Source organism: Dyadobacter koreensis (assembly GCF_900108855.1).
Classification (GTDB): Bacteria; Bacteroidota; Bacteroidia; order Cytophagales; family Spirosomataceae; genus Dyadobacter; species Dyadobacter koreensis.
Genome location: NZ_FNXY01000002.1, coordinates 817896 through 839831, shown reverse-complemented (window position 1 = coordinate 839831; position 21936 = coordinate 817896). Strand labels below are relative to the sequence as shown.

Sequence of the window (21936 nt, the reverse complement as noted above, 5' to 3'; positions counted from 1 at the left end):
CAATTAAATTTCAATTAAAATATCTTTTTCTTTATTTTACTTCTTCATAATCCACGTATTCACCTCCGCGAAAACGTGATTGATTTGCATCAGGTGGCACGCTATCAACTCTAATTCCTGCTTTTGTCTTCTGTTCATAAGCCTTTGCCTGTCTTTTTTGCTCCTTTACAAGTTGCCTTCCAACTAATAAATGAAACATAAACCGGCGAAAAACCGGAACAAACGCTAATAATAAAAAGAATATAACAAGAATATTAAATACAATTTTCATCTTTCAAAAGTTTTATACCTCTACTGTAACGAAAAACCCGCTCGAAATAACACACGAATATAACGAAAAGCAACGAAATCATCCAACACACTATAAGAATGGTTTTAGTTATGGACGGACGGTTAAATTCAAACCCCGGCCGCTTTCGCATGCTCAGGTTCGGGGTCTTCGACATATCCCGGAGGCAATACTTTCGGGGTAAGGATTAAGCGCAGCGACTGGTCAAAAGTAACGTAACTCCAGAACCAGTTAATGAACGTAAGAATCTTGTTTTTCACCCCGACGATGGAAATCAAATGGATAAACATCCAGGTTAACCAGGCAAAAAATCCCTGAAATTTAATAAACGGCAAGTCAACCACAGCTTTATTTCTGCCAATTGTCGCCATTGAACCTAAATCATTATATACAAACGGTTTCGGAGGTTTTTCATCCAGCGCCCTCCAGATATTTTTTGCCAGCGCCTTTCCTTGCTGCATGGCAGGCTGTGCCAGCTGCGGATGCCCGTTTTGAAATTTCCCTTCACTCATGGATGCTACATCCCCTATTGCAAATATGTCAGAGTAACCCTGCACACGATTAAATTCATCCACTTTAATCCTTCCTCCTTTTACCAGCACATCCGGGTTGATTCCATTCATTACATTCGCTTTCACTCCCGCTGCCCATACAAGATTATCTGTTCGAATTTTCATACCTTGTTTCGTGACGACATATCTTCCGTCGTATCCGGCTACAGACTGACTTGTCAAAATAGTGACACCCATTTTTTCCAGATATTCACGGGACTTTTCTGAGGATTGTTCCGACATGACGGGGAGCAGTTTATCCAGCCCTTCCAGCAAATAAATTTTCATCATCGAAAAGTCAAGTTCAGGATAATCTTTCGGGAGAATATATTTCCTCATTTCTGATAAAGTTCCGGCAAGTTCTACGCCTGTCGGTCCACCACCTACTACGACGACGCTCATTAAGCCTTCGCGCTCGTCATCCGTGTCAACCGCTAACGCATCTTCCAGGTTTTGAAGCATCCTGTTGCGTAAGGCAAGGGCTTCGGATACTGACTTCATCGGTATGGCGCGTTCTTCAATTTCTTTCATTCCGAAATAATTCGTTGTTGCACCCGTTGCTATAACCAAAAAATCGTAGGTTATTTCGCCAAGGCTTGTATCCAGGGATTTGCGGTCAGTATGTATCGCCGTTACTTCTGTAACTCTGATATGGACATTTTTTTTAGACTGAAAAACCTTTCGAAGCGGGAAAGATATAGAACTCGGTTCGAGCCCGGCCGTTGCGACCTGATAAAACAAAGGCTGAAACTGATGGTAATTATTCTTGTCGAGGATGACGATCTGTAAATCATCACGCCGGGCAAGCTCACGTGCAAGCGCAAGTCCGCCGAAGCCGGCTCCGATGATTACAATTCTTTTATATTGGGTATATGGGATATTCGGAAGCATAGTAATGGTATTTGTAGTTTACAAAAATCGCAGCTACAAATACCATACCTACAACGACTTACACCGTTGCTTTGCTATTCTCGATCACGCGTTCGTAGTAAGATTCATAATGTGGAAGAATCTTCGCTACATCAAATTCTTTGGCACGAGCCAGTGCATTTTCTTTAAAGCGGGGAAGATTTTCATCCTGCAAAATATAGGCAGCATGTTTTACCATATCATCCACATCGCCGATATCACTTAAAAACCCTGTAACACCCGGAATATTAAGTTCTGGCAAACCACCTGCATTAGAAGTAATTAGAGGCACTTCACAAGCCAGAGCTTCCAGTGCTGCCAGACCAAAACTTTCAGATTCAGAAGGCATCAGGAATAGATCGGCAACAGAAAGTACTTCTTCGATCGCGTCCAGTTTTCCCAGAAAACGAACATCAGGCAACATATCAAGATCTCGGCACAAACGTTCGATACGCGCACGGTCCGGTCCATCACCAACGAGCAATAATTTACTGGGGGTTATATTACGCAGCTGATGGAAAATCATAATCACGTCATCAATTCTTTTTACCTTACGGAAATTTGAAGTGTGGACGATCAGTTTTTCGTTATTCGGACAAATAGCAAGTTTGAAATGATCTTTCTTTTGTCTGTTAAAACGGCTCAGATCAATAAAGTTTGGAATAACTTCGATATCCTTGGTTACAGCAAAATGCTTGTAGGTATCATTTTTAAGTGATTCAGAAACCGCCGTAATCCCATCAGACTGATTGATACTGAACGTCACGACCGGCTCATACGACTCATCCTTACCGACAAGCGTTATATCAGTTCCGTGTAAAGTAGTGATGACGGGAATATGAATTCCCTGTTGAGCAAGAATTTGCTTGGCAAGGTAAGCGGAGGAAGCGTGAGGAATTGCATAATGGACATGCAGCAGATCCAGTTTCTCCATCTTGACAACATGAACCATATGACTCGACAAAGCGGATTCATAAGGCGGGTATTGGAACAATGGATAAGCAGGTATATTTACTTCATGGTAATAAAGATTTTCATTGAAAAAGTCCAGTCGCTGAGGTTGGGAATACGTAATGAAATGTATTTGATGCCCTTCTTTTGCTAGTGCTTTCCCTAGTTCCGTAGCAACTACGCCACTACCTCCAAAGGTTGGGTAGCACACAATGCCTATTTTCATAATTCTAAATTTCTATGTTCTTAGTGAAATAATTTAAGTTTAAGCACGACGAACTTTTATAAACAGACGGGTGATTCATAGCTAACACAAAATCAGCAGTTTTTTATCCCGAAGTGTAAGAGAAAGATTTTATTAATTCCTTAATTGACATAAAATGAATAATTTTAATGTCTGAACCTGCTTATATTTTTAATAACCTCCATGAATGTGTCTGTAAGACCGAAAGTGAGATTTTGGGATTTTGTTGCCGGGAGCGTGCGTCTGGTCCGTATGAGCAATTTGGTTATTGTGGCTATCACACAGTACCTTACAAGAATATTACTGATCGGACCCAGGCATGAATGGAAGAATATAATCAGCGATCCTGATCTGTTCGTACTTTCTCTTTCCACCGTTTGCATAGCAGCGGCAGGCTACATTATCAATGATTATTTTGACATTAAAATTGATATCGTAAACAAACCTGAACGCGTTGTCGTAGGCCGGTATTTAAAAAGGCGCTGGGCAATGGGCGCGCATCAGGTTTTAAATGTTCTGGGAGCAGCTTTGGGATTATTTGTCAGCCCCTGGGTTTTTCTGGTCAATGTTGTCTCGATCACGATGCTTTGGTTTTATTCTGAACGGTATAAAAGAGCGCCCTTCATCGGGAATTTCATTGTGTCGCTTCTGACAGGATTTACTTTGCTGATCCTTACACTGCGATATCCTGAAAACCGTCAGCTGGTTTTTATTTATGCAGTTTTTTCTTTCTTCATTTCACTCATCAGAGAGATTATTAAGGATATGGAAGACATTCGCGGCGATGAAGCCCATGGTTGCCGGACGCTACCCATAATTTGGGGAATCAGGAGAACCAAGCAATTCCTTTATTGTGTAATTTTCATTTTTGTAACAACCCTCTTTTTCATGGCGCATACGCTGAATAATCCCGTACTCGCCGTGTTATTTTTACTGTTATTGTTCCCCATTGGCTGGTTGGTTTATTCGCTGAGCTTATCTGACACGCGCCGTGATTTTAAAAAGATCAGTTCGTTGTGTAAGATAATCATGTTGTTAGGTCTGGTTACTATGCTCTGGGCTTAATAAGTACCGAAAATTATTTCGACGAGCTGTTACAATTCCTGGCATTGTTTCGACTAAATCATCTGAAAGAGTATCCATTAACCTAAACGAGTTTCATATGAAAAGTAGAATTCTACTATTACTTGCTGTAATTTTTTGCGGCATCGCCAGTGCAAAAGCCCAGGAATGTATGGGCACAACCATGAAAGCCGGCAGTGGTTTTGAAATGGCAACATACGACGGAAAAGGAAAATCGACCGGAACCATAAATTACAAAATCACAAAAGTATCGTCACAGGCTGGTATGTCTGTGATTACGATTGAGATGGAAATTTTCGATACGAAAGGTAAATCGGAAATGAAAAACACCTACGATATGAAGTGCGACGGAAACACTTTATACCTGGATGCCAGTACGTTAATCAATCAGGAACAAATGAAGTCATTTGAAAACTTTCAAATGAAATATACCTCAACAAATATCGAATTTCCTAACAAATTCACGGTTGGAGAAAAATTGAAAGATGCTTCACTGAAAGGTGAAGGAACTTCCGGCCCTATGGGTATCACCTTCAACATGTTGATTTCAAATAGAAATGTGGAAAGTCAGGAAAAAATAACAATTCCGGCAGGATCATTTGACGCTTACAAGATTACTTCGGATATGTTGATGGAAACCAAAATGGGATTCGGAATCAAGCTGCAAATGAACACGATTTCATGGCGCGCACCGGGGGTTTTGTGGGATTTAAAAACGGAATCATACCGTAAAGGGAAACTTTTCAGCAGAAGCGAACTGACGAAAATTTACTGAAAGAAAGATAAGGTTTTTGTATGCTATAAAAAAGAACGGCTTCCGAATTAACCCCGGAAGCCGTTCTTTTTTATAGCTTTGCCAATTATTTCAAAATTTCACGAAAGATTGAATTCGTAAATTTTCAACTTTCAGTTCTCAACTTTCAATAAGAATGAAACGTATTGCCATTTTCGCATCGGGTTCCGGTTCTAACGCTGAAAAAATCGGCGAATATTTTGCAGAACGATCTGATGTGCAGGTAACCTTAATACTCACAAATAATCCGAAGGCCGGAGTGATTCAGCGCGCTCGCAAGCTACATATTCCTGTTGTAGTTTTTGACAGAACAATTTTTTACGAAACTGATAAGATCCTTGACCTTTTAACCAACAGTAAGATTGATTTAATCGTTTTGGCAGGTTTCATGATGCTTATTCCAGCAAAACTGGTCGAAGCATTTCCTGAACGAATGATTAATATTCACCCGGCCCTGCTTCCAAAATTCGGTGGCAAAGGTATGTATGGAAGTTTCGTGCATGAAGCGGTTGTTGCCAGCAAAGAAAAAGAATCAGGTATCACGATTCATTTTGTAAATCAGCATTATGACGAGGGAAATATTATTTTTCAAACAAGCTGTGAAATTTTGGAGACCGATTCGCCGGATGATGTTGCCGATAAAATTCATCTTCTGGAGCACAAACATTTTCCAAAAGTCATTGATGAAGTCCTTTCCGGTCTGAATTAAATCAATATGCTGTACTTTTTACTCTCCGTCCTTTTCACTGTCGCACTATATCTGATCATGCGGTCGTACCCGAAATATCGGGTTAACTCATTCCATGCTGTCGTTTTCAATTATTATTCCTGTGTGGTTACAGGATTATTTTTGACACCCGATATTAGCGTTTTCAAAGAAATACAATGGACATCGGAAGGAACAATTCTGACGCTCGCTCTTGGAACCCTGTTCGTGATTGCATTCATGTCGATCGGTCTGACGGCGCAGAAAGTAAGTGTCACGGCTGCTTCTTTGGCTGGAAATATGTCCCTGGTGATTCCTGTACTATTTGGTCTTTTTATCTTTAAAAATACAAATAAGGAATTCACTGTACTTAATTATACCGGACTTGTGGTGGCGCTGACGGCACTGGCACTGGGTGTTATTCAGAAAAAAGAAAAGAGTACCGAATTTGAGCATGGCCAACCGTTGGAAATATCAGTTGTGTCATATGCCTGGCTTTTGCCTGTTTTTACTTTTTTGGCAAGCGGTACCAATAATACGCTTATCAACTATCTGACGATGCAGTACTATCGTCCGGAGCAAACGACGTTGTTTATGATCATTGCGTGTTCAGGCGCTATTCTTATCGGAACACTGTTGCTGTTGTATAAGATCGTTTTTGGTGGAGAAAAATTACTGCCTCGAAGCATCATTGGTGGTTTGATACTTGGCGTTCCCAATTTTCTTTCCCTATATTTTCTCTTGCTTGCCTTGGGCTCTTTTGGCAACAGCGCCGCATTTGTGTTTCCAATCTATAACATCCTCAGTATGCTGGTTTCTTCTTTTGCTGCCTGGGTTTTATATAAAGAAAAACTTAACAATCTGAACCGTTTAGGACTTGTTCTTGCGATTGTTGCTATTGTTTTGATTTCTTATCAGGAGTTGGGATTTTAGGAATTATCCTGGTGTTTATTTCTGTTGTTTGGTTGCGGGAAATCTTATTAATCTTTGGACGATTGATTGTAAAAAAATTTCATTTTTCATCTATGGTTTAATAATGAAGGCTTTTATTACCCGTCCGACGGTGAAAAAACCGTCGGACGGGTCGCTAACTTGGCGTTTTTTCCCAAAAGTTATTGGCTTGTCTACTTAGCTGAATAACGTATCGGACGACCGGTAAAAAAGCTGGAATCCGACAAAAAAAATTTACATATAGCTAAAAGGCTACATGAATACTTTAAAATTACAATGATGCAAAGATCAAGTGTGCTGCGAATTGGACAGCCAAAGACAGTTTTAAATAAACGTCAAAAAGAATTTAATCAGCTATCCGAGCGTATCGAGCAATTGGATAAAGTGATTCCTGAGCTGAAAAGCACATACGAACTTTTGATCGAAAGAGTACAAAAAGAATACAATCCGATTGTGATGGAATATCAGGAATTCCGGGTGGAATTAGTGAAACATCTGGACCGGATGTACGAGAAAGATCTTTACAGAAAAGCTTATCTTACCAAGCTGGCTTACCTGATCTCGGAGATTTCATTCGATCTGATCATTAATTATAAGTTTGAAGAATTGCTCCCGCTTTTCAATAAATACAGCGAAGTTGACCTCGAAACGGCACTTAGAGAATTAAAACGAGCTGAGTCTCAACTGATCGATACGAAACTTCTTGCCGAAGAAAATGAAATTACCGAAGAAGAAGCTTTTCATGAATTGGATCCTGAACAACAAGAAAAAATTAAGGCAGAATTACGTGCAGAAAAGGTAAAAGCACATCAGGAGGAAGCAAAACAGGCAAGACAAATTCTGCAAAAACAGAAAACAACCAAGTCTGTTAGAAAAGTATATATGGATCTTGTGAAAGCTTTTCACCCGGATCTTGAAACGGATGAAGCTGAGAAACTGCGTAAAACGGAAATTATGCAAAAGGTAACGCAGACGTATCAGGAAAATAATCTGCTTGAACTTTTAAAACTACAGATCGAATTTGAACGAATTGATCAGGATCACCTGGAGAATCTGGGTAAAGAACAACTCACCTATTATAATCTCGTTTTAAAAGAGCAGGTCGATGAACTGGAAAAGGAAAAGGAGGATTTACAGCAGCAGATTTCATATTTATGCGGATTAAAGCCGGAGCATGTCAATTCCATGACAACGGTGGTAGTGAAATTTAATACGAACATTAATGAAGTAAAATCTGAAATTAAAGAGATTAAGTACACTCTGAAAAAATGGAAGGAACCAAGTATACTGAAAACGTTTCTTAAAACGTACCAGATACCAAATATGACCATCTTCGACGACGAGGACGACGAATGATAATTTGTAAGGGGCATAAAACTTGTGGACATCACACCACAAATTTCCAATAATATCCCCGTACTGAAAATTGCAACCATCTTATATTTGGCTGATAACAAACCATCTAGATAAAACGCGGATAAACTATCTTTCGGGCACAGTAATTGGATAGTACGAATTAAATTAACTTAATCGTACTTATATGAGAAATTGTATTATTCTATTACTGGCACTTACTCTTAGCATCTCTGCTGCCTCAGCGCAAGAAAATGTTTCAATTGGACCTATTGCCGGTGTATCTTTTGCCAACCTTCACGGAAATCGTGAAACAAGCACGAAACCAGGTTTAACTGTTGGTGCTTTTTATAATTACAGCTCCAAAACAGGCTTCGGATTTAGCGGTCAGCTACTTTTTACACAATTGGGTGCGAAAGTATTTGAGAAGACAAACGAAGTTAATTTAAATTATATCCAGGCTCCTTTGTTGTTCACTTTCTTCTTCGGGCGTTTCGGTGATCGCCTTCGTCCAAAATTATTTGTTGGACCTAGCTTGAACTTCCTTGTCAGTGCAAAAGATAAAGACGGAAACAGTATTGAAAGACCGAATAACATGCGCTACTATAATATTTTTGACTTAGGGATCACTGGTGGAGCTGGTCTTAATTATGAGCTTAGCCCGAAAGTTTGGTTAAATTTTGATGTTCGTTATGGTATGGGATTGCTGAACGTATCACGTGCAAATAATGAAAACCTCAAAAACCGGAACCTTGGGATTAACCTTGGATTAAGTTTTCCACTAGGAACTTATGACAAGAAATCAGGCCGTCTAAGAACAAGATAACCGTCATTTTACACTTCATCTATAAGCAGGAAGGCATCCAGTTTGGATGCCTTCTTCATTTTAAAATTTATTAAACCCGCATACGGTCAGGCAGCCAGTTTACAATTGACCTCTTAATTTCATCCGGCGTTGTGTTTTCTTTTAAGACTCGCTCTACCAGAACCGGAAGCTCTTCGTCAGACGCAAATCGAAGCGCAAACAATTGTCCTTCGGAAAGTATGTCTTCATAGGTTTCCAGGCGCTGACCGGTCAAAACATAATACCTGAAACGAAGTTCCAGACGAATAATTCTGTTCTGATTATTTAGTGCATAATGCTGGCGAAGCATAAAAGCAACATACCCTATCATGAACAATGTCAGGGTCATAAAGGTCCAGATTAATGACTGTTCTTCATATCGGGAAATGTAGTAAATACTAAATCCGAGTAAAATCAGTAGAACTGGATAAAATACAAAGTGATGAGGCGGATAGTAGCGAACGTGGTTTTTATAATTCTGTTTTTCCATGAGTTTGATAAATATTAAGCTAACTACTTAATAATCATACCTAGTGACTAATCAGATTATTAGCTGCAACATTATTGACACTTCTTGAAAATACTCGAAGCAATATGCCCGCCAAATCCCAGCGTGTTATTCATTGCATAATTAACTGGTCTCTTTTTTGCAGTTCCCAATGTCATATCAAATTTCCCTTCAAAGTCCGGTTCGATTTGAGTCGTATTAATTGTTGGGGGAACAATATCGTCAGTGATTGCTTTAATGCAGGCGATCGCTTCAATTGCTCCTGCTGCTCCCAGTAAATGTCCCGTCATCGATTTCGTAGCGCTGATACTCAAATCCGGATTCCGCCCGAATATTCTTTCAATTGAATATAATTCGCTGATATCACCAACGGGCGAAGCTGTGCCGTGAACATTCAGATAATCTATTTCCGAAGCAGAGATTCCGGCTTCTTGCAAGGCAAGCTGCATCGCGAGCGCTGTGCCTTCGCCTTCCGGATGTGTGCTCGTTAAATGATATGCATCGGCCGTCATTCCGCCACCAACGATCTCGGCAATAATATTTGCACCCCGTTGGACGGCATGCTCATAACTTTCAAGAATAATTGCGCCAGCGCCCTCCCCCATCACAAATCCGTCGCGTGCCGGATCAAAAGGTTTACATGCCGTTTCAGCGTTGGAATTGTTAGTGGATAAGGCTTTTGTAGCATTAAAACCTCCAACAGAAATTTCATAAATCGGCGCTTCTGAGCCACCGGTAATAATCATGTCTGCTTTTCCCCACTGAATAAAATTGAAGGCTTCAATAATTGCCGTATTGGCACTTGCACAGGCCGATACTGAGGTGAAATTTACTCCCCTCAAACCATATTTAATTGAGATAACACCTGAGGCGATATCTACAATCATTTTAGGATAAAAGTAGGGGTTGAAACGTGGAATTCCATTTCCAGTAGCATATTCGGAAACCGCTTCCTGGAAAGAATAAATCCCTCCATTACCGCTTCCCCAAATCACTCCGACACGGTTTTTATTTAATTTATCAAAATCAATTCCAGCATTTTTAACAGCTTCCGCGACAGAAACCAGCGCATACTGCGTAAAAGGGTCATATTTCCTGGCTTCGTTGCGGTCAAAAAAATCCTGTGGATTGAATCCTTTTATTTCGCAGGCAAATTTGGTTTTGAAGTTTGTAGTATCAAATTTGGTGATGGCCCCTGCGCCGCTCACACCATTTACCAAAGCATTCCAGAAGTCATTTAAATTGTTCCCAAGCGGGGTCAAAGCACCAAGACCTGTTATTACTACACGGTTTAATTGTCCGACAAGTTTCATTTACTGAGTTATATTTTTGGGCTACTCTGAGTTTCTTTGCAGTCTCCTGTTATTCATCAAAGGTAATAAAGCTTTTAAATGGTTTAATCGTTCCTCGATTAAATCTATTAAGCATAAATTATCTTCTTAATTTGATTTTAGATTGCTGGCAAAAAATTATATATTACATTCAGCACAAAGGATTAAACCATTTTCTATTTCATTCAGAATGAAGCTTTTTTTCCTTTACCTGATGTCCGCATTTTTTATCGCAGCTGGCATCACGCATTTTCTAAAACCAGGTGTGTTTCTGGGTATCATGCCTAAGTTTTTACCTTACCCTCTGCAACTCGTTTATGTCAGCGGTGCATGTGAAATCATATTTGCCATTTTGCTAATCATTCCGGCTACCCGGCATATCGGCGCCTGGCTTCTTATTTTACTTCTTATAGCGGTTTTTCCAGCCAATATTCAGATGGCTGTCAGTTTTTATCAGGACAAAAATCCATATTTATGGATTGCTTTTCTTCGCCTTCCTTTCCAGTTTCTGTTGATTTGGGGGGCCTGGGTTTATACAAAGTTGTAATATTTTCCAGCAATTAACTTGTCTGAATTTTTAAAAAAAACAATAATTGACCTTATTGCCAATAGAAGTCGTCATCTACGCAATAATAGAATTACCTTTGCGGATTATTTAGCAGTTGTGTTATGACTTTTGAAGAATTAAATCTCAACAGACCTTTACTGAACGCGCTTGAAGATCTGGGTTATACAACGCCTACGACGATTCAGGAAAAGGTATTTTCTGTGATGATGTCCGGTAAGGATGTATGCGGTATTGCCCAAACGGGAACCGGTAAAACTTTCGCTTATTTGTTGCCGACGCTTCGGCAAATGCAATATTCCAAAGACAGATTGCCTCAGCTTCTGATCATCGTGCCAACCCGTGAACTGGTGGTCCAGGTGGTGGAAGAGGTAAAAAAACTGGCGGCTTATATGACCCTGACCGCAGTGGGAGTATACGGCGGCGGCAATATTAAAGTGCAGATGGCCGAGCTGAAAAATGGAGCTGACGTAGTTGTCGCCACACCGGGTCGCTTGGTTGATCTTGCTTTAAACGGATCATTGAAGACAAAAGCTATCAAAAAACTGGTTATCGATGAAGTGGATGAAATGCTGAATCTTGGCTTTCGCACGCAGTTGAAAAATATCCTTGATCTTCTTCCTCAGAAAAGACAAAACCTTTTGTTTTCAGCAACCTTAATTCCGGAAGTAGAGGTATTGATGGAAACGTATTTCAACAATCCTGTCAGAATTGAGGCAGCTCCCGTTGGAACTCCGTTGGAAAATATCGAGCAGATGGCCTATGATGTTCCTAATTTTTACACTAAAGTAAATCTTTTGGAACTGCTTTTGAGCGAAGATGAATCCATGTCGAAAGTACTTGTCTTCAGCGCTACAAAACACTTGGCCGATCAGTTATTTGCTCAACTTGAAATGAAATTCCCAGAAAAGATTGGCGTGATCCATTCCAATAAAGAGCAAAATCACCGTTTCAACACGGTAAAGCAGTTCCACGAAGGAAATTATCGGTTAATAATCGCTACCGATATAATTGCCCGTGGGCTCGATGTTGCTGAGGTTTCGCACGTTTTCAATTTTGATGTACCGGAAGTCCCTGAAAATTATATCCACCGGATCGGAAGAACGGGCCGTGCCGATAAAAAAGGTATTGCCATTACATTTGTTACAGAAAAGGAAAAAGAATTCCAGGAAAATATCGAAGGTTTGATGAACTATCAGATTCCGATGTTGCCTTTACCTGAAAATCTGAAAATTTCTGAAGTATTGACAGAGCTTGAAAAGCCGCATATCTTCATGAAAACGGTTGACGTAAAATTGCCTAAAAAGGGAACTGTCGGCGCAGCATTTCATGAAAAAATTGATAAGAATAAAAAGGTCAATGTTCGCAGAAATCACGCGGAAGAAAAAATGAAAAAATATGGGCGTCCTATAAAAAGGGCTCCCAAGAAATAAAAATATTCGACATTTCTGTAACAAGAGCGGTGGTTGAGCGCAAGCTTTAACCCCCGCTTTTTTGTTTTGAAATGTCCAGTTTTTATCTTCTTTTTCGGAAACTTGTAGCTCTTAGTCCAATATAACCACCAACAGAAGAAGGATAGAGATCACCCTGATCAATAGCAAGTTTTGTGATTAAACGCGTATCGCCCCATTTTAATATCGGCGCATCGACCTGTAATAAATAGGAAAATTGTTTTGCTGTCGGTTCAAACGGACGGTTGTTCGTACCAAAATTTGAGCTATACGAAATTTTTGTTCTCCACTGAATCGCTCCTGAGACAGTTCCTTCCAGTCCCGCATGATATACGACAACGCGATTATCGGAGAAAAACTCACCGCCACCGTATTGCTCCTGGTTAATCTCACTTGTAGGAGGTATAAATGGTGTGCCCATTCCCTTTCCGAAATAGGACCACCCTTCCCGGTACTGCGCATGATCAAAATAATTATCATTTCCTTTGAAACGCGTCCCCGGCACATCAAAACCAGCACCCGACTGATCCTTGGAAAACATGTATTCCAACAGCACCCCTCTTACCTGGACAAAAGATTTTCCGGCAGGATGACGTTTCCAGCTAAAACCGTATAATCCGTCAGGGATATTTTGTAACTGCAAACCAGATCCATCCTCAAAGGGATGATTGTGATACAATAATAGTTTCGATTTGTCGAGCTTGTATTCAAAAGCCAGATCATATTGCCCGACATGATTTCCTACACGATTTTCTCCGTCAAAATTCGTGAAACGCGTATTTCTGTAAACTTTCGGAATTTTTCCAATAACTACACCCCATAGATAATCTCCAAAATTATCGGTCAGCTTTCCGTCAATCGCTAACGGACTATCTTTCAGATAATCTGCTTCGCCCGCCCAGGTGACGCTATGTACTACGCCCAATTGCATGTTGAATTTCCCGTTTGGTTTTCCAAATCGCCCGTATAAGGTCTTCTGATGCAGATAAGCATTCTGAATATACGGCGTATTGTACCATCCATGCGAGTAAAATCCTTTTATGGCCACAAAACTTTTAAGAAATTTCAGCGGAACATAATCAGGAAAACCCAGCTGAATTTTAGGCACAGGAAGTGCATTTCCTGACCAAGTGAAAGAGCCCGTACTGAGCGTCGTATCAACAATTCCCAGAATTTCCTTTCTTCGTCCGCCCCAGAATTCCAGACTTTTCCAACGGACTTTGACATAGGCTTCCGGAAGAAAGACCTTCGTGTCACCTCTTCCTGTATTCAGCACAGTTTCGGCACCGGCTCCCCACCTGATTTTCGAACGTTTTGTTTTGCTGGTATCTGAAGGAACATAAGACTCGTAGACCATACCTAATCTTCCTGCGAAGCCAGGCATAGTGAGCGGAACAACGCCGAACTGATTTGCCCTCAGCCAAAATGGAGTCGTAGAGTTTGTTCCTATATAAGTACCAATTTCTGCGGAAGGCCTAAGATGTACTGTTTGTGCAGCCGCAAACTTGTCTGTCGAGGCTACTGCTGCAAGTGTAATAATTGAGAATTTATAAAAATTTGAAAAGTCAGAGCAGACTTTCCGTTTAAGAAAAGGCAGGCATAATTGAAGTATCCGGGAGCGTATTAACGCCATATTGGGTGGAGGTAAAAGTGTATTAATATAAATGGGGCTACTTAAAAGCAATACCTACGAAAAATAACCTTGGCCAGATTCCGCCTGGACGGCAAATTAGTGAAAAACACCTTAAAAAATTCTTTGTGTAAATATTGTTGATGATTCCTTAATCTGCTTCTGTTGAAGCCATATTCTTATCCAACGGGATTCTCTCAAAATAAAATGGTTATCAAATACAATAATTCGTACCAGGTCATTTTTTTTAGAAAATAACTTAAAAATTTTTATCTGATAAATATCCTATAAAAAAGCACATTCTCCAGACATCATTCCAGCTTAAATACAAAACGAACTTTGGCAAACGAATCGATTTACCAAATATTTTTTTTAGCGTTAAATCTATTTTCATTTCAACGGCGTAAGTCTTTAAAATTCTTTCATTTCAACGAACGCTTATATTAAGAAACTATCACGACTATGAAAAAAACCTTATCAGAAAACTCAGTTTCGACCGACAACGAAATGTTGGTGAAAGTGAACAGACGCTACTTCCTTAGATCTGCTGGCGTAGCAGCCGCTACCGGCGCATATATCCTGGGTGCATGTACAGACCACGATCTGGAAAGTGATCAGATTGTAGAATTGGGTTCTGGTGACGTTGGGATTCTAAACTATGCATACGCTTTGGAACAATTGGAAGCGGCATTTTACACACAAGTTTTGGCCTCTCCGTTCATAGGTATTACGGAAGAAGAGAAAATGATCCTTACTGATATCCGTGATCATGAAATCGTTCACAGACAATTCTTTAAGGCTGCTCTTGGATCTGCTGCGATCAAAGGGCTGACTCCTAACTTTACTTCAATCGATTTTTCTAATCGTGCAAGTGTATTGGGCGCTGCGAAATTATTTGAAGATACCGGAGTTCAGGCTTACAATGGCGCAGGTAAATTTATTAAAGACGCTGGTTATTTATTATTGGCAGGCAAGATCGTTTCAGTAGAAGCTCGCCATGCAGCAGCAATCCGTGATTTGCTGATGCCTGACACAGCTTTCTTCGCTGGGGATGATATTGTTACAACAAGTGATGGGTTTGATGTTGCACTTCCACCGGTTGTTATCCTTCCTTCAGTTCAGCCATTTGTGATGAACAGAATCGGTTACTCACAATTGCCAGTTTAATAATCAACTCTTTAACTTTCAACAGACATGAATATCTTCAATATATTTGATACTTTACAAAAGATTGACGGTGACGCAATAGGTCGCCTAGAGCATGCTTCGCGTCGCACATTTATGAACCGCATTGGAAGTACGCTGGCTGCTGCGGCTGTACCTACTGCATTTGCAACAGTTGTTAACAAAGCTTATGCTGCAACACCAACAGCATTAGAAGTTTTGAACTATGCACTTACACTTGAATATCTGGAAAACGAATTTTACGAAATTGGTAACAACACAGCAAATCTGATTCCTGCTCAATACAAAGCAGTATTTTCTCAGATTGGTATTCATGAAAGAAACCACGTTAAATTCCTTGTGACGGCGCTGGGTGCAAATGCGGTTAAAAAACCAACTTTTGATTTCACGGCAAAAGGTGCATTCCCTGCTTTTACGGATTTCCCAACTTTCGTAACGCTATCTAAAGCATTCGAAGATACAGGGGTTCGCGCATACAAAGGACAGGCTGGCAATCTTATTTCTGAGCCCCTTTTGCTTCAGTACGCGCTTCAAATACACTCAGTAGAGGCTCGTCACGCTTCTATCGCCAGAAAAATCCTTTCGAAGATCTCAGGCGATAAATCAATTAAAAGCTGGATCACAAACGACGCTGGTTTCCCAGGTGATGTTTATAAAGGAGAAACGAGTGAAGGACAAGTAGTACAAGGCGGATTGAACCTGCCAGGTATTGCCGGACTTGAAAATATCTCTTTTGCTACAATCACTGAGTCGTTCGACGAACCACTTACAATGGCAGAAGTTCTTAAAATCGCAGGACCATTTGTTGTGTCGTTGTGATAATATAAATATTGTGGAGGGTAAGGTAATGCATAGATCGGGTCGCAACAGCGCGTCCCGATCTTTTTATATTAGTGTTGTGACAAAAAATAACCCCGAAACTCTTTTCAGCGATTCGGGGACTTTTATATAATTTACGCCAGTATTTCTTAGTGACTTTCCTTTTGTTTTTCCAGATTAAACAAATCATTTAAAACGTCAATCAGGGTTTCTGCCTCTCCTCTTTTACAAGCAGCTTTCAATTGCAAAACAGGTAGCTTAAGGATTTTTTGCATCATGCTTGTGGTAATACGTTCTACTTTTTCAAGTTCTGAGTCGCTCAGGTTTTTAGTAAAACGTCCCAGCTCCTCCTTCCTGATTTGTTCCAAAGCACCTTTCAGCTTTTGAATAGTCGGAGAAACAATCATTTCTTTCGACCAGTCGTTAAACTCAAGAACTGCTTCGCCGATTATTTCTTTTACCTGAGGAACTGATTCCAAACGACGGGAAAGTGCTTCATCCGCTCTCGATTTGATTGAATCGATCGCGTATAACATCACACCAGGAATTTCTTCTACTTCCGGAGAAACACTGCGTGGTACCGAAAGGTCAATAAAATATTTGAAAGACATTCCGCGTAAACGAACCATCATTTCTTTGGTAAAGAAAGGTTCATCCCGCGCTATCGAAGAAACGATTATGTCTGCTCGTGAAATTTCGTATTCAACATCTTCAAAATCAGCAACTTTAAATCCAAGTTCCTGTGCCAAAACATCAGCTTTCGTACGTGTACGGTTTACCAAAGTAACATCTGCATCTGCCTTCTGGGCAAGATTACGGCAGACATCCGTCCCGATTTCCCCTAAACCGACAACTAAAATTTTAGGGTTTGGCATTAAACCATCCAATAATTCTACTGCGGCGTAAGAAACAGAAGCAGCGCCGTCACGGAAGAAAGTTTCCTGAGCGACACGTTTATTTGCAAAGAAAATGGTGTGAAGCAACCGGTGTAAAAATGGCCCGGCCAGGTTTAAATCAGCTGTCCATTGATATGCATGTTTGATCTGATTCGGGATTTGCATATCCCCGACAACCTGGGAATGAAGCCCTGTTGCTACTTCAAATAAATGCTTTACGGCTGTATCTCCCTCTGAAAAACGCTCAAAATAGTCAAGAAAAGGCTCGGTGTCAGAAATACCTTTTTCTATAAGAAGAAGCTTGATAATATCTTCATTAAGGTCCTCAGCCGAAGAATAATATATCTCAGTACGATTGCAGGTAGAAACGACAAGAACTTCGGAAACTTCAAAGAAATCCTTCAAACGAAGCATCATACCCTTCGCGCTGTCCTCCGAAAGAGCTAGTTGCTCTCTAATGGAAAGTGGGGCATTCCGATGTGATAAACTTATTGATTTGAAATGATTATACATCACTAGGTCTAATTCGATTCACAAAAATACAGTACAAAATTTACAATAGGAACGCTTAACAAAGAGCCTCCCTTTATTTAGAAGACATATAAATAAAACCGCCTTTTCTTATGTAAATTTCTCACTAACGTCATGGTGAATAAATGACCTGGGTCATCTATTTATATGACAAAGAGAACAAATGAAAATGCCGATAAAATCCACTAAGCACGATTATTTTACGTTATTTGTAAGCCTAATTACCAAACGGCTAATTCATTACGTGTCCAAACCATAAATGATCGCTGAAACCCCGAAAAATAAACCCCGTTTCCGATTACATCCCGTAGCTTTATTGAACAGCGACAGGCTTCGTCGTTCTTTAGTCGAAACTTATGAGCGCAAGGGAAACTTTAAGTATTTCATTGGGGTGGTCTTACTCATTCTGAGTATAGCTTCCCTATTTTACACTAACGATCTGGTTGACAAGCTTGAAGAAAGAGAAGAAAGAGAAGTACGACTTTATGGTGAAGGACTAAGGTATATCGTTAACAGCCCTGACGATGAAAATTTTACCGTAATCATGGGCGTAATTCAGGACGCGGTCACTTTTTATCAGATACCTGTTATTTACGTTGACGAAAATAATTTCCCTATCCACAGAAATATAAATTTCCCTAAAAATGCCTCACTTCGTGATAAAGAGCGGATTATTGAAGCGCAATTAGTGAAAATGAAAAGTGAGCATATCCCGGTACCTGTGCAGATCGGAGAAGGGAAAACCGGTTATATCTATTACAGCAACTCATTTTTATTGACTCAGCTTCGATATTATCCGTTTGTTCAGCTAACGGTTATGCTGCTGATCGGCTACCTTGCATATCTGGCTTTTAGTGCAGCGAGAAAAGCCGAGCAAAATCGAGTCTGGGTGGGTTTGGCAAAGGAAACGGCGCATCAGCTCGGAACACCGTTGTCTTCTTTAATGGCCTGGGTTGAATATTTCCGCAGTGACCCGAATATCGATTCTTCCATTGCTGATGAAATTGAGAAAGACGTTGTTCGGCTGGAAATGATTACGACCCGTTTTTCAAATATCGGATCAGTGCCAACACTGAAGCAAGAGTCAGTATCTACGATCGTTACCAGTTTTATCACCTATCTGCAAAAACGCGTTTCATCCAAGGTTCACTTTTTCATTCATGACCAGTTGTCGGAAGGACAGACAGCGCTCCTGAATAAAAATCTTTTCGAATGGGTTGTTGAAAATATATGCAAAAACGCGGTTGACGCCATGAGTGGTATCGGTGAAATTCATGTGACATTGCAGGCTCCGCCAAACAGCAAACAAATATTGATCGACATTCAGGACACTGGAAAAGGAATGACGAAGGCCAATGCAAATAAAATTTTCAATCCTGGTTTTAGTACAAAAAAACGCGGCTGGGGACTTGGATTAACACTCGCAAAAAGAATTATTGAGGATTATCACGGTGGTAAATTATTTGTTAAAAGCTCCGAAGTTGGTAAGGGAACCACATTTAGGATCCTTATTCCTGCAAAAATTGCAGAGGAAGTTATTCCTGAGGACTAATCCTTATCTGCAACATCTAAGACATTTGAGATAACCTAAGTTTTTTGGCGTTACATTTAACTATTTCGTTTGTTAGGATTTTATTAAAAACTAAATCCAATCGAGATATACGGGAGCGCACTTTCTTTGGAGAAACCGATAGCGGCCTGGACCAAAACTAATTCAGCAGGTTCTATATAAATACCTCCTCCATAACCATCATGCCATTTTTTTGATGACTGACCTGGCTCCCAAACTCTCCCTACGTCGTTGAATGCGATCACGCCTAAGGTTCCTGGAACGATATAGGATGTGAAATGGAGTATATCTAATCTCAGGTCGAGGTTGTGATAAACCATTGTTTTTCCTGTAAAACGATTGGTATGGAAACCTCTCAAACTTCTTACGCCCCCTAATTGCATATGCTGAAAAAAGGCCGGATCTCCGACAGTTGTTCCTCCGCCAATCCGGTTTGCCACCACAAACCGTGAATTTTTTGAACTGATATAATATCTGAATTCTGTCGCAAGTTTGCCGTAAGATTCATAGTTTCCATCCACCTTTTTCTTAAAGGAAAGGATTGTATTCCAGAGGATTCCCTTGGATGGCATGGTGACTTTATCACGCGTGTCATAAACCCAGCCGGCGATTGCACCTGCATAAAAACGATCCTGAAAGACTCCATACTCAGGATATTCCTTATTAAAATCGTTGAAAAAACGGTTTTTATTGGATTCTGATTTACTGGTATAGAACTCTGTTGATAACCCACCAAATAAAGTCAGGTTGGGTTCAAGTTTTCTTTTCAGTTTAAAATCAACGGTAAGATAATCGTACCGGTTCCGATAATACGACATGGTATAATCTCCTTCATTGATAAAACGAGTGTTATTTCCAATCCCGAAGAAGTTACTCAAATTTCTTGGTCCGAGTAAGTGCGCATCTACTTCAAGATCATTCTTGCCAAATACCTTTTTAAAGTCGCCAACGTAATCTAAAATAAAAGACTGCCGACCGGTTGAATAGTTAGCCCAAAATTCATTTTTAAATGCATATGGTTCTTTTCTGAATCCCTGTTTCTCGAAAATCCCCCCTACAGCCAATTGAATTCCCTGATCAATATTATAGTTTGCCCGAAAAAGAGGCCCTAAACGGTTAAACAGGAAACTCCTCTTGTTGTATTGATTTACAGTCGTATCAGTCGATAATCGAAGTTTGGCTCTGGATGATGGTGGCAGCGTATTTTCCTCATCCGACCGATCGTAGACATAGAGCTTGCTTTTGTTTTTCAACTTTTCGTCCACTTCAAACCTATCAACGTCGTCGCCACCTACCATACGGACAACAATAGGAGATTTCGTTTGTCCCGTAACCGAAAAAACATCTTCACCTGCGAATCCATATAGCCTGATCTCCTTCGTTAGATGATGATCAAATTTTCTTTTATAGATTGTTCTTCCATTCGTGCCGTCCTTTTTAATATTGAAAACTTTTAAATCAATATCACCGTTTTCGGTGTGGTGAATATCAAAAAACTCTCTTTTGTCAGACAAGGGAATTTCTACAGTTTCAGATAGAAAATGGAAATATTCAATGGCGTAAACAGGCAAATTTTGCACTCTGCCTAAGAGCGATTTATGGAGTTGTGGCGTTGTTGGATCAGCATAAATACTATCTGGCAGCTGCTTCATCGCACTTTCAACCAGATCGGGTGTCAATTTTTCCTGGACATATCTTATTTCATCTTTCCAGTCCTCTTCGTCTAACTGGCTCAGGAAATAACGATCCAGATAACGCGCGTTAAAATTCCATCCTTTAATATCACGAATATTTTCGCTGTACGGCTGAAGATTGGATTTCAACCATTGATGCGACAGAAACCATGGTAAGAAACCGGATGTTTTGTAGAACACCTTATCCCTATCGCGTGGTACCGGCATATATAATGTCTCGCCTTTCGACTTCTCCGGAAACCACCGCCAGTTGTCCTCATGTCTGTCCCAGTCGCCAATCACCATATCCAGCAAACGGGCACGAAGTGTTAGTTTTTCATTAAACCGGGTATCGTTGTCGCGCTCGACTTTACGTTGTGCTTTATCGGTAGCATCGGTTTTTTCAGTTTCGAAAGGATTTCTTTCTTCAAACAAATATGCGGCGTTGGCAAATTCTTTCCGGTATTCTCCAAGTCCCGGATCATCGCCTACGTATACAATTTCCGGATTCGAATGTAAAAGGCCGAGCGCATCGGCAAGCGGCGGCGTTATAAGCGCCCCGAATGGGTGACCCGTAGAAACCTGATCCTGAACAATTTCCTTTGCAATCGTCGGACGCAGGTATTCAGGAAGTCCGCGTTCAGGATATTTCTGGATCGTTCTTAAAACCCATTCTCTGCCTGATTCATCTTTAAGCCGTAGTGACCGCGTTTGCATTCCTCCGCCAAGTTTTACGATCTCCAAGCCACCGCGCTCTTTTTGCAAATTAAGAATTCGCATAGGGACGGGAGTCGCCCATAGTTTCCGATAATTTTCACCGAGAAAAAATCGGTGAATCTTTCCGACATCGTTGTATTCGGGAGAAATGGCAATATCAATACTGTCTCGAATGGAATTCTGTGCTAGCAAACGATTTGCAGGCAAAAATAGAATCAGCAGGAGAAGCTCAATTAAAATGAAATATCTTTTTGTAAAAGTTTGCTGCATATGCGTCGCGTCCGGTAAAGCTCCTAAATATACGGCTCTTATCCATAAGGAGCATAAAATCGCGTTTCGGTCAGCGAGATTTTCACGGGTATACAAACAGAAAGGCCGCTATCAAG

The 21936-nt window shown here is 40.4% G+C and carries 19 protein-coding genes; 11 read left to right on the top strand and 8 right to left on the bottom strand.

Annotated features, from left to right (window positions below):
- Window positions 1-31: 31 nt before the first annotated feature.
- The 3 genes from BMY70_RS08060 to bshA all read right to left on the bottom strand — a co-directional run bounded on the left by BMY70_RS08060 (window position 32) and on the right by bshA (window position 2926).
- Window positions 32-271: a DUF4834 domain-containing protein gene (locus BMY70_RS08060; protein WP_090334375.1), complete on the bottom strand. Its 240-nt coding sequence runs from the start codon at window positions 269-271 to the stop codon at window positions 32-34.
- 128 nt (window positions 272-399) lie between these two features.
- Entirely contained in the window at window positions 400-1731 is a 1332-nt protein-coding gene (locus BMY70_RS08055) for an NAD(P)/FAD-dependent oxidoreductase (protein WP_090334372.1), read from the bottom strand.
- A 58-nt stretch (window positions 1732-1789) separates the two neighbouring features.
- Window positions 1790-2926: an N-acetyl-alpha-D-glucosaminyl L-malate synthase BshA gene (gene bshA, locus BMY70_RS08050; protein ID WP_090334368.1), complete on the bottom strand. Its 1137-nt coding sequence runs from the start codon at window positions 2924-2926 to the stop codon at window positions 1790-1792.
- A 201-nt stretch (window positions 2927-3127) separates the two neighbouring features.
- Between bshA and BMY70_RS08045 the strand changes: the two genes are divergently transcribed.
- From BMY70_RS08045 to BMY70_RS08020, 6 genes are all read left to right on the top strand, one after another.
- Complete coding sequence (locus BMY70_RS08045) at window positions 3128-4009, top strand: geranylgeranylglycerol-phosphate geranylgeranyltransferase (protein WP_090334365.1); 882 nt, start codon at window positions 3128-3130, stop codon at window positions 4007-4009.
- A gap of 97 nt (window positions 4010-4106) precedes the next feature.
- The gene (locus tag BMY70_RS08040) at window positions 4107-4802 is read left to right on the top strand and encodes a TapB family protein (RefSeq protein WP_090334363.1); all 696 of its coding nucleotides are present in this window, start codon (window positions 4107-4109) and stop codon (window positions 4800-4802) included.
- A 154-nt stretch (window positions 4803-4956) separates the two neighbouring features.
- Complete coding sequence (purN, locus tag BMY70_RS08035) at window positions 4957-5529, top strand: phosphoribosylglycinamide formyltransferase (protein ID WP_090334361.1); 573 nt, start codon at window positions 4957-4959, stop codon at window positions 5527-5529.
- A 6-nt stretch (window positions 5530-5535) separates the two neighbouring features.
- Complete coding sequence (locus BMY70_RS08030; protein WP_090334358.1) at window positions 5536-6459, top strand: hypothetical protein; 924 nt, start codon at window positions 5536-5538, stop codon at window positions 6457-6459.
- Window positions 6460-6753: 294 nt separating this feature from the next.
- Window positions 6754-7833, top strand: a complete 1080-nt coding sequence (locus BMY70_RS08025; protein WP_229209520.1) for a hypothetical protein — start codon at window positions 6754-6756, stop codon at window positions 7831-7833.
- Window positions 7834-8017: 184 nt separating this feature from the next.
- Window positions 8018-8656 carry a porin family protein gene (locus tag BMY70_RS08020; RefSeq protein WP_090334352.1) on the top strand — a complete coding sequence of 213 codons (639 nt, stop codon included), beginning with the start codon at window positions 8018-8020 and terminating at the stop codon, window positions 8654-8656.
- Window positions 8657-8726: 70 nt separating this feature from the next.
- Here the strand turns inward: BMY70_RS08020 and BMY70_RS08015 are convergent, their stop codons facing one another.
- Both BMY70_RS08015 and fabF read right to left on the bottom strand, forming a co-directional pair.
- Entirely contained in the window at window positions 8727-9164 is a 438-nt protein-coding gene (locus tag BMY70_RS08015; RefSeq protein WP_090334349.1) for a DUF6526 family protein, read from the bottom strand.
- Between the two features lie 71 nt (window positions 9165-9235).
- Window positions 9236-10495: a beta-ketoacyl-ACP synthase II gene (fabF, locus tag BMY70_RS08010; protein WP_090334346.1), complete on the bottom strand. Its 1260-nt coding sequence runs from the start codon at window positions 10493-10495 to the stop codon at window positions 9236-9238.
- Between the two features lie 208 nt (window positions 10496-10703).
- Here fabF and BMY70_RS08005 point away from each other — a divergent pair, with 208 nt between their 5' ends.
- Both BMY70_RS08005 and BMY70_RS08000 read left to right on the top strand, forming a co-directional pair.
- On the top strand, window positions 10704-11060 hold the full coding sequence (locus BMY70_RS08005) for a DoxX family protein (protein ID WP_090334343.1): 357 nt from the start codon (window positions 10704-10706) through the stop codon (window positions 11058-11060).
- 122 nt (window positions 11061-11182) lie between these two features.
- Complete coding sequence (locus BMY70_RS08000; RefSeq protein WP_090334341.1) at window positions 11183-12511, top strand: DEAD/DEAH box helicase; 1329 nt, start codon at window positions 11183-11185, stop codon at window positions 12509-12511.
- Between the two features lie 82 nt (window positions 12512-12593).
- Here BMY70_RS08000 and BMY70_RS07995 read toward each other — a convergent pair whose 3' ends face one another.
- Window positions 12594-14162, bottom strand: a complete 1569-nt coding sequence (locus tag BMY70_RS07995) for a capsule assembly Wzi family protein (protein ID WP_090334338.1) — start codon at window positions 14160-14162, stop codon at window positions 12594-12596.
- Between the two features lie 459 nt (window positions 14163-14621).
- On the opposite strand from BMY70_RS07995, the gene BMY70_RS07990 reads away from it, so the two are divergent.
- Together BMY70_RS07990 and BMY70_RS07985 are read left to right on the top strand one after the other, a co-directional pair.
- Window positions 14622-15326, top strand: a complete 705-nt coding sequence (locus BMY70_RS07990) for a ferritin-like domain-containing protein (protein ID WP_090334335.1) — start codon at window positions 14622-14624, stop codon at window positions 15324-15326.
- A 27-nt stretch (window positions 15327-15353) separates the two neighbouring features.
- On the top strand, window positions 15354-16163 hold the full coding sequence (locus BMY70_RS07985) for a ferritin-like domain-containing protein (RefSeq protein ID WP_090334333.1): 810 nt from the start codon (window positions 15354-15356) through the stop codon (window positions 16161-16163).
- A gap of 149 nt (window positions 16164-16312) precedes the next feature.
- On the opposite strand, the gene hemA is transcribed toward BMY70_RS07985, so the two are convergent.
- A complete protein-coding gene (gene hemA / locus BMY70_RS07980; protein WP_090334330.1) occupies window positions 16313-17572 on the bottom strand; it encodes a glutamyl-tRNA reductase in 1260 nt (419 codons plus the stop codon).
- A gap of 277 nt (window positions 17573-17849) precedes the next feature.
- Between hemA and BMY70_RS07975 the strand changes: the two genes are divergently transcribed.
- Window positions 17850-19142: a sensor histidine kinase gene (locus BMY70_RS07975; RefSeq protein WP_090334328.1), complete on the top strand. Its 1293-nt coding sequence runs from the start codon at window positions 17850-17852 to the stop codon at window positions 19140-19142.
- Between the two features lie 83 nt (window positions 19143-19225).
- Here the strand turns inward: BMY70_RS07975 and BMY70_RS07970 are convergent, their stop codons facing one another.
- Window positions 19226-21916, bottom strand: a complete 2691-nt coding sequence (locus BMY70_RS07970) for a BamA/TamA family outer membrane protein (protein WP_218148609.1) — start codon at window positions 21914-21916, stop codon at window positions 19226-19228.
- Window positions 21917-21936 lie beyond the last annotated feature (20 nt).